We start from the raw sequence: 16,765 nt of genomic DNA, 5'->3' as shown, positions 1-16,765 counted from the left end.
CCTCGCCCTGAATCAGCTCGCGTGAAGCTCCTGCTTCACGCGCTCGGCCAGGGTCTTGATGTCCAGCGGCTTGGGCAGGAAGGACACGCCGACCTCGTCCTGCAGCAGGTCCGAGAAGTCGCTCTCGGCATAGCCCGAGATGAACATGACCGGCGCGTCGCCCAGGAACGGCCGCGCCTTCCTCAGCAGCGACGGCCCGTCCAGACCCGGCATGATGACGTCCGAGATCAGCATGTCGATCTGACCGGCCCATTCCTCGGCCAGGACCAGGGCCTCCTCGCCGTCGGCGGCCTCGATCACCTCATAGCCGCGCTGGCGCAGCAGGCGGGCGGCGATGCCGCGCACGGCGGCCTCGTCCTCGACGAACAGAATGCGGCCGGCGCCCGACAGGTCGCGCGGCGCCTTGACGACCTTCTCGACCGCCGGGGCCTCGACCAGTTCCTCGGCCGTGGCCGCGGGCAGGAAGATGCGGAAGGCCGCGCCGGCGCCATCCAGGTTGACCACGGTGATGTGGCCGCCCGCCTGCTGGGCGATGCCGTAGACGGTGGCCAGGCCCATGCCCGTACCCTCATTCACCGCCTTGGTGGTGAAGAAGGGTTCGAAGATCTTGTCCAGCAGAGCCGCTGGCACGCCGGGGCCGGTGTCCGAGACCTCGATCAGGGCGACCTCTTCGGGCGCGTCGCGCCAGCCCAGATCGCGAGCCTGCGCGCCCGTCAGGCGGCGCGTCTTGATGGTGACCACGCCCGCGCCCGGCTCGACCACGCCGCGCATGGCGTCGCGGGCGTTGACGGCCAGGTTCATCACCGCCGTCTCCAGCTGGCTCTTGTCGGCCAGCACCAGCGGCAGGTCGCGGCCGTAGTCGGTCTCCAGCCGCACGTCCTCGCGCAGCAGGCGGCGCAGCAGGACGGCGAACTCGCCGACCAGCTCGCCCAGGTCCAGCCGCTCGCGCCGCACCGTCGACTTGCGCGAGAAAGCCAGCAACTTGCGCACCAAATCGGCGGCGCGGATGGCCGTCTGACGAATCTCGTTCAGCCCGTCATAGGAGGGATCGCCGACCGGGTGCCGCTCCAGCAGGCCGGACAGCTGCAGCTGGATCGCCGTCAGCAGGTTGTTGAAGTCGTGCGCCACCCCGCCCGCCAGCTGGCCCACGGCCTGCATCTTCTGGGCCTGCGAGAGCTGCAACTCCATCGACTTCTGCGCCGCCACGTCGAACAGCCAGACGCGGCGCTTGTCGCCTTCGGGCGCGACATAGAGGTGCAGCTGGCGGTCCGGGTGGGCGCGGGCGATCAGCTCGATCGGGCCGGACGACCCGGCCTCCAGCTTGGTCCGGGCCTCGGCCACGCCCGCCGGGTCGAACAGGTGGCCGAAGGCGGCGTCGCCCGAGGCCGCCGGACCGGTCAGCAGGGCCATGGCCGCGTTCGGCTCCTCAGCTCGTCCTGCGAACAGGTCTTCGCCGCCGATGACGGCCGAGCCGAAGGGGGCGCCTGCGGCCATGGCGCGAGCCTCGCCGGTCGAGGCGATGGGCTGGGGCGCAGCGGGCGCAGACGGGGCCAGCGGCAGGACGGCGTCGGGCGCGGCGCGGACCAGGAAGCGCCCCTGCCCCGCCTGGCCGATGAGGACCTCCTTCTCGCGCGCGCCGATCTGGACGATGGCGCGGCCCTGTTGGCCTTCACGCGCCTGGGCGAAGGCCATGTACAGGGCCTGAGCGGACTTGCCCCCTCCCTTGCCGGACCTGGGAAGCGTGGTGACGGTCCCGTTCTCTTCGGCCCAGGCGGCGTTGTAAGCCAGCACCTGGCCCGACGGCCACACCAGGGCGGCGGGCTCGGCCAGGGCGTCCAGCATCTCGACCGCCGTATCGCCATTAGCGCGCCGCACCTCGGCCCGGCCGAAGGCGAACAGCCAGATCAGCGCCGTGGCGCCCGCCGCGAAGATCAGCATCAGACCCGGCGCGCTGAAGGCGTTGGCCCGAAAGGCCGGATAGGCGATGGCGGCGACCGCCAGGGTGAAGCCCACGGCCATGATCACTAGCAGGGGATCGAACGTCGGGCGGCGCGTCGCCTGCGCCTTCAACCTGTCTTGGGGTCGGGAAATCATCATGGCGTCTCGCCCGCGCGAATCAGGGTTCGTCAGCATACCTTCTAGCACGACGCCTCTCCCTCCCCGGGACGGGGAGGGAGAGGCGTGGCGCCCGTCTCCCCTCACCGCCGTTTCCGCTTCTGCATGACGAAGCCGATGACCTTGGCGGCCGCCTCGAAATGTTCGCGAGGGATCACATCGTCGACCTCGACTGCCGCATAGAGGGCGCGGGCCAGGGGCACGTTCTCGACGATCGGCACCTGGTGCTCCTTGGCCACCTCGCGGATGCGCAGGGCCAGGGCGTCCACGCCCTTGGCCACGCAGACGGGCGCGCCGTCGCCCTGATCGGGCTCATAGCGCAGGGCCACCGAATAGTGGGTCGGGTTGGTGATGATGACGGTGGCGTCCGGCACCGCCTGCATCATCCGCTGGCGGCCGCGCTGCATGCGGATCTGGCGGAGCTTGGCCTTCACATGGGGGTCGCCCTCGGACTGTTTGAAGTCGTCCTTCAGCTCTTCCTTGGTCATCCGCATCCGCTTGGCGAAGCGCATCCGCTGCCACAGATAGTCCATGCCCGCCGTCAGCCCCAGGAACACCAGGGCCGACACCATCAACGCCAGCGCCAGGTCGCGCGCGAACGGCAGGATGTAGGCCGGGCTCATGGCGGCCAGTGCCTCCAGTTCGCGCACATGCGGGTTCAGCACCCAGAAACACACGGCGCCGATGGCGACCAGCTTGATGAAGGTCTTGAGGAACTGCACCACGCCGTCCGGGCCATAGATGCGTTTGAACCCCTCCAGCGGATTCACCTTGGACCATTTGGGCTTGATCTTGTCGGCGGTGAAGATGAGGCCCGACTGCGCTAGATTGCCCCCGACCCCGCCTAGAATGACTGCGAACGACACCGCCGCCAGAAAAGGCGTCACCACCCAGACAGCGCGCATCCCGATCTCGATGCCGGCCCCCGCCTCCAGCCCGCCGATCATGGCGTGCGGCTGCGACAGGAAGGGCATCAGCCCCTCGGCGATCTGGGTGGCGAACATGCCGCCCCCCGCCAGCAACACCCAGGCCGCGCCCGCCAGCGACAGGGCCTGCGCCACGTCCGGCGACTTGGCGACATCGCCCTTCTTGCGCGCCTGTTCGAGTTTTCGCGGGGTGGCTTCTTCTGTTTTCGACTCGGGATCGGGACCGTCAGCCAACGGCGCCTCCCGTGAAGAAGGCCGCTACCGTGCGATAACGGTCGATGAATACGGTCCCCAGGACCCCTAGACTGAGGGCGAACACCGACAGCCCCAGAACGACGCTCAAGGGCGCGGCGGCGAAATAGACCTGAAAGCTGGGCATGACGCGCGCCACCAGCCCCGAAGCCAGGTTGAAGATCAGGGCGAAAACCAGCACGGGCGCCGCCAGTTGCACCCCGAGCGCGAAGCTCTGGCTCAGGGTGCGGATCGCCATCTGGGTGAAATCCGACACGATCAACGGCTTGGCCGGGGCGATCGCCTCATAGGATCCGACCATGCCGCCGATGAACAGATGATGGGTGTTGGTGGCGAACACCAGGGTCACGCCAAGCAGCATCAGAAAGGCCGACAGGGTCGTGCCCGGCTGGGCCTGCATAGGGTTGGCCGTCTGAGAAAAGCCGAGGGTGGTCTGCAGGGAGACGACCTCGCCCGCCGTCGTCATGGCGGTCATGAAGCTGCGCAGGATGGCGCCGATGGCCAGCCCGGTCAGCACCTCGCGCATGACCCAGCCGACGGTGGCGCCCAGGGTCGCGGGCAGGGCCGGCAGGCTGCTGGCCACGATGGGCCACAACGCCAGCGACAGCACCAGGGCCAGCGACAGCCGCACCCGCGGCGGCACATAGGATTCCCCGAAACCGGGCAGCAGCATCAGGATGGCGCCGACGCGCGCGAAGATCAGCCCGCCGGTCCAGACCTGCTCCGCCGTCGCATAGGGCTCCACCCGCCTGCCCTCGCCTTACATTCCCGCGATGCGGGCGGCGATTTCGTTCATGAACCCGCCCAGCAGCGCGCCCATCATCGGCAGAAACAGCAACAGGGCGGCGAAGACGGCGACGATCTTGGGCGCATAGACCAGGCTCTGCTCCTGAACCTGTGTCAGGGCCTGAAACAGGCCGATGGACACGCCGACGCCCAGCGCGACCGTCAGGATCGGCAGACACAGCTGAATGGTCAGCCACAGGGCGTCGCGCCCGACATCCAGAACTTCCGCGCCGTTCATCGCTGTTCCCCAAACCCGCCGAACATCAGACACGGGACAGTGGGCAGAAAATGCCGACAGGATGGTTAACGCCGCGCTAACCGTCCGGACAAAAAGTCGCTCAAGCTCGGCTCTGGCCTTCGGCGGCGGCTCGGCGCTATGAAGCGCCCATGACCGATCACGCCCCCACCCCGCCCGTCTCGCAGGAAGAAGCCGAAGCCGCCGTCCGCACCCTGATCCGCTGGGCCGGCGACAATCCCGCGCGCGAAGGCCTGATCGAGACGCCCAAGCGCGTCGCCAAATCCTATCGCGAGCTGTTCCAGGGCTATGAGGTCGAACCGCGCGACTATCTGGAAAAGACCTTCGAAGAGGTCGGCGGCTATGACGAACTGATCGTCCTGAAGGACATCCGCTTCGTCAGCTTCTGCGAACACCATATGCTGCCGGTGGTGGGCAAGGCGCACGTGGGATATCTTCCGACCGACCGGGTCGTGGGCATCTCCAAGCTGGCCCGCGTGGTGCGCGGCTACGCCCGGCGCCTGCAGATCCAGGAAAAGATGACGTCCGAGATCGCGCAAGCCATCCAGGAAGTGTTGCGCCCCGTCGGCGTCGGCGTCGTCATCGAGGCCGAGCACAGCTGCATGACCATGCGCGGCGTCGACGTTCCAGGCGCCAGCCTGTCCACCAGCTGCCTGCTGGGCGCCGTCCGCGAAGACCCGCGCACGCGTGAGGAATTCCTGCGGCTGGTGCGGGGGTAGGACCATCTTCCTTCTCCCCTTGTGGGAGAAGGTGGCAGGCGAAGCCTGACGGATGAGGGGTGTAAGCGCGCCCGCCCCATCCGAAAGGCGCTTCACGCAGGCACGCGACAACCGACCGCAGCGCCGACACCCCTCATCCGGTCCTCACGGACCACCTTCTCCCACAAGGGGAGAAGGACATGGCGAGACGGTCCCGTTCCTGCATGAAACCCTCTGAACAAGGGGGTCGCCATGCTGCAGGCCGTGTTTTCGTCCCGGAATGAGCCGCCGCCGATCGGGCGCGGGGGGTGGCTGGATGCGCTGCGCTTCATCGTGGCCGCCCTGATCATCCTGCATCACTTCCAGATGTCGGCGCCCGTGCCCCTGGCCGAAGGGCTGCATCCCGTGTTCGAGCGGGGCGGCTTTCTGCTGACCAACTTCTTCCTGATCGACAGCGGATACGTGCTGATGCGCGTCTATGGCCGCGCCGTCGGGTCGGGGCGGATGTCGAAGACAGACTTTTTCCTGAAGCGGGCGCTGAGGGTGTTTCCGGCGCACCTGATTGTCTTGGGTCTGCTGGTGGCGCTGGTGCTGGTCGCCACGGCCGCAGGGATGCCGCCCAACCATCCCGAATGGTTCGCCTGGGACCAACTCCCCGCTCAGGTCGCCCTGGTGCAGTCGTTCGGCGTGCCCGGCGGCATCGGCTGGAACGCGCCGACGTGGTCGATCTCGGCGCTGCTGGGCTGCTACGTCGCCTTTCCCTTCGTGCTGCGCGGCCTCAGCCGGATCGGACCTTGGACGGCGCTGATTCTGGTCGTCGTCGGCTATCTGGCCGCCAATGAGCTGAGCTGGGCGATCCTGAACTATCCCGTCTATCAGATGCCGCTGAACCTGGGCATCTGGCGCGCCCTGCCCCTGTTCATCCTCGGCATGGGTCTGGCCTGGTTCGCGCAAGGGGTATGGATCCACCCGCGCGTCGCCGGCTGGGCCGGCGTGCTGGCCGCCGTGGCCCTGGCGGGCGTGCAGTATTTCGACAAACACGCCCTGATCTCGCTGGTCTTCATCAGCCTCATCATCCTGGCGGCGGGCGCCGTTCCTGGACGCAGGCCCTCAAAACTGGTCGAGCAGGCGGCGATGGTGTCCTTCTCCATGTTCATCTCGAACGAGGTGGTGCGCATCGCCTGGTTCGGCCTGGCCGACGCCGTGGCCGGCAAGCTGGCGCTGGGCGAAGCCTGGCGCTGGGGGCTGTGGGGTCTGGGCGTGCTGGCGGCCTTCGTCTTCGCCTTCGGCCTGCACTACCTGATCGACCAGCCGATCCAGAACCGCATCCGCGCGTGGCTGAAGGCGCGCGGCCGCAGCGCCGCCGTCAGCCAGCCGGTGGTGTCGCTGGAAGGCTAACCTCAGCCTGCGCCGGCGCCGCCGACCAGATGCAGCACATTGCCGTCCGGGTCCTTGAACCACGCCAGGCGCAGGGACCCGCACACGTGGATGTCGCCGTCGTGCTCCATGCCGTCATAGCGCTCAAACGCCACGCCCTTGGCCTTCAGAGCGGCGACGATGTCGTCCAGTTCGACCCCGACGTCCCAGGATACGGCGTTGGCCTGGTTCGTTCCAGCGAAGTCGGACTTATAGACGATCAGCCAGGTGCCGCCGGTGCGGTAGCCCAGCATCCCTTCCATCCCGCTATCAGCCAGGTTCAGCTCCAGCACGTCTGAATAGAAGGCGCGGGCGCGATCCAGATCCCTGACCGCCACGATAGCCGAGGAGTTCTTGTCCTTGAGCATGGGTCTTCCTTTCACTGTCGGGAAAGAAAGCGTGCGGGGCGCGGGTTCGATCCGCACTCGTCAGGAAATGGAGAAGCCGACGCTAGATCGGCATCCTCATGATCTCCTGATAGGCCGAGATGACCTGGTCGCGGACGGCCATCACTGTCTCCAGCGAGGCCTCGGCCGACGAGATGGCCGTGACGACGTCGATCAGATTGCCCTGGCCCTGGACCGACTGGGCCATCTGGACCTCGGCGACGCGGGTGGCCTGCGTCGTCTGCGTCATGACGTTCTGCAACAGGTCGGCGAAGCCGCCGGCCGCGTTCGGACCGGCGCTCGCGGCGGCGTTGGCCGAGGTCGTGACGCTGACGCCGCCTCCGCCCTGAACGGCGGCGTAGGCGCGGGCGGCCATGATGGGGTTCATGCCTTAGCCCCTTACTTCTTGATGATGTCGAGGGTGCGCGAATCCATGTTCCGCGCCGTCTCGATGACGTTCAGATTGGCCTCATAGGCGCGCTGCGCCTCGCGCATGTCCATCGCCTCGATCAGGGTGTCGACGTTGGGCCGCATGACATAGCCTTCGGCGTCCGCCGCCGGGTGCGACGGGTCGTAGTCCTTGCGGAAGTCGCTCTGATCCGGCCGCACCTCGGCCAGGGCGACGCCGGTCGCGCCGTCCACGTCGCGTGCCTGAAACACCGGCATCTGGCGGCGATACGGCTGGCCGCCTGCGACAGTGGCCGTGGACTGTGCGTTGGCGATGTTCTCGGCGATGATCCGCATCCGCGACTGCTGCGCCTTCAGCGCGCTGGAGGCGACCGCCATGGCGGTGTTGCGGGGACTTACCGGGCGGTTGTTGATCGGGTCAGGCATGTTTCATTTCCCCTCAGGCGGCCGGCTTCTTGGCCGCCAGGCGGATCATCTGCATGGACTTCTGGTAGAAGCCGATGGCGGCGTCATAGGCCATGCGGCTCTCGGCCATCTTGAGCATCTGCTCTTCGACCACGACCGAGTTGCCGTCCAGGGTGGTCTCGGAATCCGGCGCTTCCATCCCCTCGAAACGCGGCGCGCGCGCTGGCGGAGAGACGTGATGAGCGTTGGTGGCCGTCATGCGCAGCCCGGCGTTCTTTTTCACGGCTGCGGCGAAGTCGGCTGGCGTCTTGAGGTCGCGTGCGATGTAGCCGGCGGTGTTGGAGTTGGCGACGTTCTCGGCGATCACCCGCTGACGGTCGTCCAGCCAGGCCAGACGGCCCTTGATCTGATTCAGCAGCGGCAGGTCGGTGACGGACATGCGAATCCCTCGGACGAACGGATCGGCAGATTTTGCCGCCTGCATGGTTAATATCCCGTATCCCTAAACGCGCCGTTAACCACGTCCGTTGAAACATGGCCCGAAGCGTGGCGGCCGAACGCCGGATCGTCGCGCGTCTGGGGCTGCATCCGCATGGACTTCCTTGATCTGTTCCGGGCGATCTTCGGCCTGGCCATCACCCTGGGCATCATCGGCCTGGCCGCCTGGGCGGCGCGTCGTTATGCGCCGGAGATCCTGGCCCGCTTTCAGGGCCAGCAGGGACAGGTGCGGCGGATGAAGGTCGTCGAGACCCTGGTGCTGGACCCGTCGCGCCGTCTGGTGCTGATCCGCGTCGATGACGAAGAACGGCTGATCCTGCTGGGCGAGGGCCGCGAACTGATCGAGCCACGCCAACCGGGAGGCGTGAAGTGAAGGGGCGCAAGCACAGCGCCTCTCCCTCCCCGGGACGGGGAGGGTGGTCGCGCAGCGACCGGGTGGGGGCGGCAGGGCCATTCAGACGCCTCCTGTCGAAACTCGCCCCGGTTCGCGTCCGGGATCGCCAAGCCGCCCCCACCCGGCCTCGCCCTGCGGGCTCGGCCACCCTCCCCGGGACGGGGAGGGAAAAGGCGAGCATTTTCGGCGTCCCCACCCGCGCCGAACTCAAACGCGCGGCCCTGTTGTCGCTGATCACCACCGCCCTGTGCCTGATCTGGCCGCTGGGCGCCCTGGCGCAGGAGGCGGCGCAGAGCGGATCGGCCATCAACATCGACCTGGGGACGGGCGCCGGCCTGACGCAGCGCGTGGTGCAACTGGTCGGGCTGATGACGGTGCTGTCGCTGGCCCCGTCCATCGTCATCATGACCACCAGCTTCGTGCGGATCGTCGTGGTGCTGTCGCTTCTGCGTACGGCGCTGGGGATGCAGCAGTCGCCGCCGAACGCCGTCCTGGTGTCCCTGGCCCTGTTCCTGAGCGCCATCGTCATGGCTCCGACCTGGCAGGACGCCTATGATTCGGGGGTCCGTCCGCTGATGGATCAGCAGATGGAACTGCCTCAGGCCTTCGATGCGGCGTCCGAACCGGTAAAAACCTTTATGCTGGCTCAGGTGAAGCCGGACGACCTGGCCCTGTTCACTCGACTGTCGGGCGTCACGGCCACCGCGAACATGCAGGACCTGCCCCTGAGAGTGGTCACCCCGGCCTTCATGATCAGCGAGCTGAAGACCGCCTTCACCATCGGATTTCTTCTTTTTGTTCCGTTCCTTGTGATCGATCTGGTGGTCGCCAGCGTGCTGATGTCGATGGGCATGATGATGCTGCCGCCGGTGGTGGTCAGCCTGCCCTTCAAACTGATCTTCTTCGTGCTGGTGGACGGGTGGAGACTGGTCGCGGGCAGCCTCGTCGAGAGCTTCCAGAGAGCCTCCGGCGCAGGATAAATCCCCAGCCTGCAAGGCCTTCTGGGCGATGCGGGCTTGCCAAGTTCACAAAAACCGTCGTTGATCCCCCGGTCCTCGCCCGGCGCTTCCTTCCGGGCGACCACCATTGGGAAAATACCCTCATGACCACTCAAGCTGAACTGATCGCCGCTGTCGCCAAAGACGCGGGCGTGTCGCAAGCTGACGCCGGCAAGGTTCTGACCGCCATTGTCGAGAACATCCACAAGGCTCTGAAGTCGGGCGACGACGTCCGTATCTCCAACCTGGGCGTGTTCGACACGGCTGAGCGCGCCGAGCGCGAAGGCCGCAACCCGGCCACGGGCGCGACGATCAAGATCCCGGCCTCGAAGGCCGTGCGCTTCCGCGTGTCCAAGCCGCTCAAGGACGCCGTCAACGGCTAAGCCTTTACGGCGCGTTCGTCCTGCTCGTCAGGATTGATGCAAAAAAACCCCTCTCCCGCCGGGAGGGGGGTTTTTTATTGGCCCGCGCCCGTCTTCGCCCGGAACTCGGCCTTGGTCTGTGCGATCCAGCCGGCATAGGCGTCGGCCCCGGCGCTGAGGGCGGCGAAGTCCTGCGGCCGGCCCGAGTCGCCGCCGTCCAGCCCCGCCAGCGCTACCCGGATCGCGCCCGGCGAGCGCGCGCCCTCGGCGAAGGCGGCGTAGTTCTTGGACAAACGGGAGAGCGCCCCCGCGTCCCGCGCCAGCGAATATCCCGCGCCCGCACGGATCAGGCGCGTCTCCTCGACCTCGCTGAGCGGCGCGGCGGTCTCCTTCCATCGGTCGCCCAGGCGCTGCTCATAGAGGGCGGCGGCCGCCCCCCACTGCTGCTGCTTCCACAGGATGTCGGCGCGCACGTCGCGCGCGGCGGGCGAGGCGTCCTTGCCCAGCACCTCCAGCGCGTGGTCATAGCGCCCCAGTTCCATAAGGGCGCGGGCCTCCAGGGCGCGGCGCTCGATATTCATGGCGGTCGGCAGCAGGGTCGTGCGCGACGACCACAGGGCCTGCAGCGCCTCTTCCGGCTGGCGGTTCATCAGATAGACGGCGGCCAGATTGGTCGAGACCTGAGCCTTGGCCACCCCGTCCAGCCGGTTCTCGGCCTGATACTTCAGCAGCTCCGCCGCCTGATCCAGCAGGTCGACGTCGATCAGGCGCCGCGCCAGCCGCCGCACCATCTCGTCGCCGTCAGCGCCGACGGGCGTCAGTTCTCGGAAGTCGAAGAACAGGGCCAGCGCCTGCACCGGCTGCAGACCGTCCGCCGCGCCTTCGAGGAACAAGGCGCGGAAGGCGTTGTCGAGATCGGCCTGAAGCCGGTCGCCGCCCGGCAGGGTGACGATCTTCGGCCCCGCCGTCTTCAGCGTGGTCAGGGCCTCGCGATAGCGCCCCTGGGAGAGATAAAGCTCGCCCAGGGTGCGGATCACCGCCAGTTCGGTCGCATCCCCGCGCCAGCGCCATTTCAGCGCCTCCAGCTGGGCGGCGGCGGCGTCGGCCTTCAGCGTCCCCTTGGCCATCTCCAGCTTGATGACGCCCAGGCGCGCGGGCGTGGCGACGCCGTCCAGCGGGGCGCGCGCCACCGCCTTGTAGACCGCCAGAGCCCGGTCGGGCTTCTCATCCATTTCGAACAGGCGCGCCTGCACCAGGCGGGCCGTCAGTTGATCGGGGGCCGACACGTTCGGCTGGCTGAAGACATAGGCCAGCAGTTCGCGCGCGGCGTCGGCGTCGCCGGTCTCGACCGCCGCCATCGCATGGGCGGCGCCGAAGCGCGCGCGCCATTCGGGAGCGAAGCCGTCGACCACGCCTGCGCCGGCCGCGAACAGCCGCCGCGCGTTGGCCCAGTCGCCCTGCTGGGCCGCGATATAGCCCTGCCACACCTTGGTCGAGGGATCGCCCGCCAGGGCGCCGGACGAGAAGTCGGCCTCCGCCTCGTTAAACCGGCCGATGGAGGCGCGGGCGGCGCCGCGCAGGCCGCGCACCTCGGCCACGCCCTGCATGGCGGGCGTCTGTTTGATCAGGGCGTTCAGCACCCCGACCGCCTCGAACCCCAGACCATGCCCGACCAGGAAGCGGGCATAGGCCAGCCGCGCCTCGATCGGGGCGCGCAGGTCTTCGGCGGCGCGGCCGCTCTCGCGTTCGGCGGCGTCCTGCAGGGCGCGATGGCGGGCGATGAAGCCGCCTTCGCCCGCATCGGCGGACCAGTCGGCCGGGATCAGCGCCGGACGAGACGCGGCGCGCGGCGCGTCGGCGCCTTCAGCCGCCCGTTCCAACCCAGCGGTTGGCGAGGACAGCGTCAGGCCGCGCGGCCTCGTCACCGTCACCAGATCGCCGTCGGCGGTGACGCTCAGATCGTCGGTCGGGGTCTCGACCGCCAAGCCGTGGGCGGTCGGCAGGAAGCCGGCGTCCACCGTACGCCGTCCGGTCTTCAACCCCTTGCCGGGGGCCAGGGCGGTGACGGCGGCGAAGCGGTCGCCGATCATCGGATCGGTCAGCCAGACGGTGCGGGTCGCCCCGGCCATGCGCGCGGTCAGCGACGCCTTGACCGCGTCGTCGCGCTCGATATCCACGCCGCTGGGCGCAGGGGCGGTTCCGCCGATGGTCACCACCCAGGTCGAACCCTCGGCGCGGGCGGCCACCGCCTGACCCGGCTCGACCGGAATGCGCACGGCGGTGAAGTCGGGCCCGGCGGCCCAGCGGGCGCCGTTCAGGCCCTCGCCCTTCATCTGCATGCGGGCGGCGTGGTCGAACACGGCCCAGACCGCCTCGCCGCGCCGGAAGACGGCGGCGCCGACCGGCCCGCTCCAGGCGAAACGCATCACCGTCTGCTGGCCCTTGACCTCGGCCGCCACCGGCACCGCCCCGCCGATCGGCACCGGCGAGCGGCGCAGACCGTCGCCGTCCTTGGCCGGCGCATAGAGGTTCAGCCAGACGGCGCCGTCCGCGGACCCGCTGGTCGCGCCCGCCCCTTCGGCGAGGGTCAGGACCAGTTCGGTCGCGCCCTGGGCGGCGCGGGTCTCGATCTTCTCCAGCCCCTTGGGCGGATCGACGCGCAGGCGGCTGACGTCGGGGGCGGCGGTCGTGCCGATGCGGACCACGACGGTGCGGCCGTCCTGACGCACTCGTGCGCGCGCGCCGACGACCCCGGCGAACTCGATCCTGGTGAAGCCCGCATTGGCGCCGATGCGTATCTCGACAGGAGCGCCCGCCTGGGCCAGCGACGGCGCCGGGGCCAGAGGCGCGAAGACGACGACGCCCGCCGCGGCGGCCGCCACGGTCGTCTGCAGAACGCGCTTCTTGGCGGGGGCCCCGGTCATATCGCGCGCATGCTCGCGCGAAGGGCTTTAATCGTCGTTAACGGGGCCTGACGCGAGGGCCTGTCGCGCATAGGACAAAACACCCGCTTGCTTCCCTGTGACGAACGGCCGACATCATGGACATCGTTCGCCGCAGGAACAGCTTTAGTGTCCGATCCCGTCTATCCTCCGATCAGCCCCGTGAAGACCGGCGTTCGCGCCCGCTGCCCCCGCTGCGGCCAGGGTCCCGTGTTCAAGGGCTATCTGAGCCTGCGCGAGTCTTGCCCCGAATGCGGGCTGGACTACAAGTTCGCCGATCCGGCGGACGGCCCGGCCTTCTTCGTCATGTGCGCCGTCGGCGTCGTCGGCATGATCGCCTTCATGATCTTCGAGTTCACCGTTCATCCGCCGGTCTGGGTCCACTTCCTGGTGACCTTCCCGGTGCTGGCGGCCATGTGCCTGTCGGTGCTGCGCCCCTTCAAGGGCTGGATGGTGTCCGAGCAGTATTTCCACAAGGCTGAGGAGGCGACCTTCGTCAGCGTCGGCAAACATGGCGAAGGCTATGGCTGGCGCGGCCAGGCCGAGCGCGCGGCCAAGGCTGCGGCCCGCGACAAGGACTGATCCGACCGAGAATTTAAAAAGGACGCCAGCATCGCCGGCGTCCTTTTTTCATGGCCTCAGCGCATGACCCGCAGGGTCACGCCCACCGTGCGCGGCGCGCCCAGGAAGGCGCCCAGGGTGCCCGTCTGGAACGGGGCGCCGAAGGCCACCTGGCGATAGTCCTGATCGAACAGATTGCGGCCCCACAGCTCGACGCTCCACGCATCGTCCCGCGCCAGGGCGACGCGGCCGTCCACCAGCCAGAAGCCCGGCTGGCTCTTGGCCGGATCGAGGTCCGAGCCGGTGTTGTATTCCGACGAATATTTGGCCGCCAACGTCACCCGTCCGGTCAAGCCGGCCGTCACCGGCCGCTCATAGGTTCCGGCCAGCGATCCGCTCCACAGGGGGGCGAAGTTCATCCGCTGGCCCGCCAGCAGCGGCAGGCCCGGCACGGCGTCGTCGCCATACTCCGTCTGAGCGTAGGTCAGGCCGCCCTGCAGCGACAGGCCCTCGAACGGCAGGAACATGAAGTCCGCCTCGACGCCCTTGGCCCGCACCTCGGGGATGGAGCGAACCAGGAAGGTCGTGCCCAGGAAGGTGTTCAGCTGGAAGTCGTCATAGGTCTGGCGGAAGGCGGCGGCCGAGACCAGCAGGCGTCGGTCCAGCATCACGCTCTTGATGCCCGCCTCGAAGGCGTCGGCGCTCTCGGCCGGGAAGGCGCGCGAGGCGTCGGGGACCAGATTGGTCTGCCCGCGGTCCAGGTTGAAGCCGCCGTTCTTGCGCCCCCGCGACCAGGAGGCGTACAGGCGCGTCCCCTCGGCCGCCTGGACCTCGGCGCGGGCCAGGCCGGTCCAGGCCTCGTCCTTGACCGTCTCAGACTGGCTCAAGCCGTTGAAGGCCGGATTGGACCACGGCAGGCACAAGGTGGCGTTGGTGACGCCATTGGCCAGCGCCGCCGCGCAGGCCCGCCCGCCGTCGGTGTTGTGATAGGCGGCCGTCATCTCCTTGGTCTCATGGGTGCGGCGCAGGCCCCCGGTCAGGGTCAGGCGGTCGGTCACGGCGTAGGAGACCTGGCCGAACAGGGCGGCGCTGCGGGCCGCCTGCCAATAGCGATCCAGTTGGCCCTCGCCCTCGACGAAGCTTTGGCCCACAGCCAGGCCGGTCAGGGTCGAGACGTAGTTCGGGTCGCCCAGCGGGTTCGACGCCGAGCGCGACAGGAGGCGGCTGACGTAGCCCTCGTAATCGGCGCCGTAGAGCAGGCTGTCGCGACGGGTCAGCTTCTCATCGGCGAAGAAGGCGCCCGCCGACCAGTCCAGCTTTCCGCGCTGGCCCGACAGGCGGAACTCCTGCGTCAGGGTGCGGAAGCGGTTCGACCAGCTGCCGTCGTCCGGGCGATAGGCCAGATCGGCCGAGGTGAAGTCCCAGTCCTGACTGATGACGCCGCGCCAGTCGCGCACCGCCGAGGTGCTCTCCAGCGTCGCCCAGCCCAGATCGGCGTTCAGGTGCAGCGCCAGACCCTTGTCGCGGATGCGGGTGTTGGTGTCGCGGTTCGAATAAGCCACGCGATCCCACGGCTTCGGCGTCGCCGCCACGCCGCCGTCGGGCGCAAAGGTCGCCAGCAGGGGCGCCGTCGCGCCTGTCACCAGCTGAACGCCCACGCAGCAGCGCTCGTCACGCTCGGTCCAGTCGGCGGTCAGGCGGGCGGTCAGGTCCGGCGTGGCGCGCCACAGCAGCTGCCCGCGCACGGTGTCATAGTGTTCGGTCTGATCGTCGGTCGAGGTGCGCGGCCCATCCCCCGTCTTCACGTCATAGAGGCCGTCGCGGCGACGCGCGGCGACATACAGCCGCCCGGCCAGAACCTCGTCCACGATCGGGCCGGTCAGGGAGACGGAGCCGCCGTGCGTTCCATAGTCGCCGAAGGTCGCCTCGCCCGCCATGCGCGCGTCGAACGACGGGGCGGCGGTGACGACGTTGATGACGCCCGCCGAGGTGTTCTTGCCGAACAGGGTCGCCTGCGGGCCCTTGAGCACCTCGACGCGCTCCACCTCGCCCAGATCGCCCAGCGCCGCCCCGTTGCGCGGGCGGTAAACGCCGTCGATCATGACGCCGACCGAGCTTTCGACGCCCGGATTGTCGCCCACCGTGCCGACGCCGCGGATGCGGGCGGTGGTGAAGGTCTGGTTCGAGGTCGAGGCCACGATCAGGCCCGGCGCCAGGATCTGCAGATTCTTGATGTCGCGCACGCCGACGCCGTCCAGCAGGGGCTGGCTCACCACTGTCAGCGACAACGGCGTCGCCGCCAGCGGCGCCTCGCGGCGCTCGGCCGTCACCACGATCTCGGACACCTGGGTCGGGCCGGTGTCGATAGGCGCTTCGGCCATAACAGGCGCGGCGAAAGCAAGCACGGACAGAGAGGCGGACGCGAGAGACGCGGCGCGAACGGCGAAATTCATGGGAGGAAAAACCGCTTTGCGGAGCGACGGCGCAAGGCTTCGTCGCGGACTGTCAACGGCTGTAACAGTCCGGTCGGCGGGACGAAACCCTGGCCGACCATCATCAAATGATGACTTTTAGGCGCGCCCCGCCAGCGGTCCCGAGGCGCGCGGAGCGAAGCTGTGCTCCACCCGGCTGCGATGGGCGTCGACGTCGTTACGAACGCCGCCGCCGATGCGGCACAGCTGCTCCAGCCCGCGCCCGCCGCCGCTTTCGTGTGATGTGATCAGGTCCAAGAGGCGCTCCGCCTCGGCCAGGGTCTCAGGCCGCTGCTCCAGCAGCCAGACCTCAAGCGCCCCCAGTTCAGCCATCAGCCCCCCCGCACGAACGGAGGCCTCAAGCCGTTTGTCATTCCATTGACGGAGCAGCGCGCGGGCCGCCTCCATCGTCCACTGTTGAGCCATGTCGCCCCCCAAAGGCGAAGCGTCGGGCGGCTTCGATTTCCCAGACGCCGAAGAAAAATGTCAGTGACGTCAGGAACCAGAGGACCCAGATCAGCGTCATCGCGGCCCAGGCCAGGCTGGTCGAGGTCAAGAACGGCGCGACGTAGACCAAGGTCGACACCAGGTGCAGTGCAGCGGCCATCACGATCCACCACCGCCCCGCCCGCTCGGCGATCAACCACAGGGCGAGGAAGGCCGTCGTATCGATGATGACCACGCCGAACTCAAACCCCTGCGGGCTCGCGTCATCGACCGCGTAGGACAAGGTCAGAGCCATCAGGACGACGCCGGCGGCAGCACGGTCCAAGGTCCGTCCCCGCCAGAGCAGCAGGAAAAGGCCCGCCAGACTGAACGCCAGCAATGCGAACTGCAGTGCGAGCTGCACAGGGGTCATCGACGTCTCCGCTCGGCCCGATCAGTCGTCAG

18 protein-coding genes are annotated in these 16,765 nt (G+C 68.5%); 6 read left to right on the top strand and 12 right to left on the bottom strand.

Going from position 1 to position 16,765, the window contains the following annotated elements; genetic code table 11:
• Positions 1 to 12 precede the first annotated feature (12 nt).
• From cckA to fliQ, 4 genes are all read right to left on the bottom strand, one after another.
• Positions 13 to 2,094, bottom strand: a complete 2,082-nt coding sequence (gene cckA, locus PIB44_RS04185) for a cell cycle histidine kinase CckA (RefSeq protein ID WP_376787735.1) — start codon at positions 2,092 to 2,094, stop codon at positions 13 to 15.
• 104 nt (positions 2,095 to 2,198) lie between these two features.
• Positions 2,199 to 3,275, bottom strand: a complete 1,077-nt coding sequence (gene flhB, locus PIB44_RS04180) for a flagellar biosynthesis protein FlhB (protein WP_278070526.1) — start codon at positions 3,273 to 3,275, stop codon at positions 2,199 to 2,201.
• Complete coding sequence (gene fliR / locus PIB44_RS04175; protein WP_025978471.1) at positions 3,268 to 4,038, bottom strand: flagellar biosynthetic protein FliR; 771 nt, start codon at positions 4,036 to 4,038, stop codon at positions 3,268 to 3,270. The genes flhB and fliR overlap by 8 nt, the downstream gene beginning before the upstream one ends.
• 15 nt (positions 4,039 to 4,053) lie before the next feature.
• Positions 4,054 to 4,317 carry a flagellar biosynthesis protein FliQ gene (gene fliQ, locus PIB44_RS04170; protein WP_024353554.1) on the bottom strand — a complete coding sequence of 88 codons (264 nt, stop codon included), beginning with the start codon at positions 4,315 to 4,317 and terminating at the stop codon, positions 4,054 to 4,056.
• Positions 4,318 to 4,466: 149 nt separating this feature from the next.
• Between fliQ and folE the strand changes: the two genes are divergently transcribed.
• Both folE and PIB44_RS04160 read left to right on the top strand, forming a co-directional pair.
• Positions 4,467 to 5,054 carry a GTP cyclohydrolase I FolE gene (folE, locus tag PIB44_RS04165; protein ID WP_025978472.1) on the top strand — a complete coding sequence of 196 codons (588 nt, stop codon included), beginning with the start codon at positions 4,467 to 4,469 and terminating at the stop codon, positions 5,052 to 5,054.
• Between the two features lie 231 nt (positions 5,055 to 5,285).
• A complete protein-coding gene (locus PIB44_RS04160) occupies positions 5,286 to 6,431 on the top strand; it encodes an acyltransferase family protein (protein ID WP_253119766.1) in 1,146 nt (381 codons plus the stop codon).
• A gap of 2 nt (positions 6,432 to 6,433) precedes the next feature.
• On the opposite strand, the gene PIB44_RS04155 is transcribed toward PIB44_RS04160, so the two are convergent.
• The 4 genes from PIB44_RS04155 to PIB44_RS04140 all read right to left on the bottom strand — a co-directional run bounded on the left by PIB44_RS04155 (position 6,434) and on the right by PIB44_RS04140 (position 8,087).
• On the bottom strand, positions 6,434 to 6,817 hold the full coding sequence (locus PIB44_RS04155) for a VOC family protein (protein ID WP_278070525.1): 384 nt from the start codon (positions 6,815 to 6,817) through the stop codon (positions 6,434 to 6,436).
• Positions 6,818 to 6,899: 82 nt separating this feature from the next.
• On the bottom strand, positions 6,900 to 7,223 hold the full coding sequence (gene fliE, locus PIB44_RS04150; RefSeq protein WP_278070524.1) for a flagellar hook-basal body complex protein FliE: 324 nt from the start codon (positions 7,221 to 7,223) through the stop codon (positions 6,900 to 6,902).
• Between the two features lie 11 nt (positions 7,224 to 7,234).
• Positions 7,235 to 7,669 (bottom strand): flagellar basal body rod protein FlgC, encoded by a 435-nt coding sequence (flgC, locus tag PIB44_RS04145; protein ID WP_025978476.1) that lies wholly within the window; start codon positions 7,667 to 7,669, stop codon positions 7,235 to 7,237.
• A gap of 13 nt (positions 7,670 to 7,682) precedes the next feature.
• Complete coding sequence (locus PIB44_RS04140; protein ID WP_278070523.1) at positions 7,683 to 8,087, bottom strand: flagellar basal body protein; 405 nt, start codon at positions 8,085 to 8,087, stop codon at positions 7,683 to 7,685.
• Between the two features lie 153 nt (positions 8,088 to 8,240).
• On the opposite strand from PIB44_RS04140, the gene PIB44_RS04135 reads away from it, so the two are divergent.
• The 3 genes from PIB44_RS04135 to PIB44_RS04125 all read left to right on the top strand — a co-directional run bounded on the left by PIB44_RS04135 (position 8,241) and on the right by PIB44_RS04125 (position 9,921).
• The gene (locus tag PIB44_RS04135; RefSeq protein ID WP_278070522.1) at positions 8,241 to 8,519 is read left to right on the top strand and encodes a FliO/MopB family protein; all 279 of its coding nucleotides are present in this window, start codon (positions 8,241 to 8,243) and stop codon (positions 8,517 to 8,519) included.
• A gap of 200 nt (positions 8,520 to 8,719) precedes the next feature.
• Positions 8,720 to 9,520, top strand: a complete 801-nt coding sequence (fliP, locus tag PIB44_RS04130) for a flagellar type III secretion system pore protein FliP (protein ID WP_278070956.1) — start codon at positions 8,720 to 8,722, stop codon at positions 9,518 to 9,520.
• 122 nt (positions 9,521 to 9,642) lie between these two features.
• The gene (locus PIB44_RS04125) at positions 9,643 to 9,921 is read left to right on the top strand and encodes an HU family DNA-binding protein (protein WP_003170475.1); all 279 of its coding nucleotides are present in this window, start codon (positions 9,643 to 9,645) and stop codon (positions 9,919 to 9,921) included.
• A gap of 74 nt (positions 9,922 to 9,995) precedes the next feature.
• On the opposite strand, the gene PIB44_RS04120 is transcribed toward PIB44_RS04125, so the two are convergent.
• Positions 9,996 to 12,824, bottom strand: coding sequence for a tetratricopeptide repeat protein (locus PIB44_RS04120; protein ID WP_278070521.1), 2,829 nt, complete (start codon positions 12,822 to 12,824; stop codon positions 9,996 to 9,998).
• Between the two features lie 147 nt (positions 12,825 to 12,971).
• Here PIB44_RS04120 and PIB44_RS04115 point away from each other — a divergent pair, with 147 nt between their 5' ends.
• The gene (locus tag PIB44_RS04115) at positions 12,972 to 13,424 is read left to right on the top strand and encodes a DUF983 domain-containing protein (protein ID WP_025978481.1); all 453 of its coding nucleotides are present in this window, start codon (positions 12,972 to 12,974) and stop codon (positions 13,422 to 13,424) included.
• A gap of 56 nt (positions 13,425 to 13,480) precedes the next feature.
• Here the strand turns inward: PIB44_RS04115 and PIB44_RS04110 are convergent, their stop codons facing one another.
• The 3 genes from PIB44_RS04110 to PIB44_RS04100 all read right to left on the bottom strand — a co-directional run bounded on the left by PIB44_RS04110 (position 13,481) and on the right by PIB44_RS04100 (position 16,733).
• A complete protein-coding gene (locus tag PIB44_RS04110; RefSeq protein ID WP_376787727.1) occupies positions 13,481 to 15,856 on the bottom strand; it encodes a TonB-dependent receptor in 2,376 nt (791 codons plus the stop codon).
• Between the two features lie 117 nt (positions 15,857 to 15,973).
• Positions 15,974 to 16,207, bottom strand: a complete 234-nt coding sequence (locus tag PIB44_RS04105) for a hypothetical protein (protein ID WP_025978483.1) — start codon at positions 16,205 to 16,207, stop codon at positions 15,974 to 15,976.
• Between the two features lie 37 nt (positions 16,208 to 16,244).
• Positions 16,245 to 16,733, bottom strand: coding sequence for a hypothetical protein (locus PIB44_RS04100; RefSeq protein WP_253119775.1), 489 nt, complete (start codon positions 16,731 to 16,733; stop codon positions 16,245 to 16,247).
• Between the last annotated feature and the right edge of the window lie 32 nt (positions 16,734 to 16,765).

This window comes from Brevundimonas sanguinis, assembly GCF_029636725.1.
Taxonomy (GTDB): Bacteria; Pseudomonadota; Alphaproteobacteria; order Caulobacterales; family Caulobacteraceae; genus Brevundimonas; species Brevundimonas sanguinis.
The sequence above is the reverse complement of the archived record's forward strand: the minus strand, read 5'-3'. Positions and strand labels throughout refer to the sequence as shown.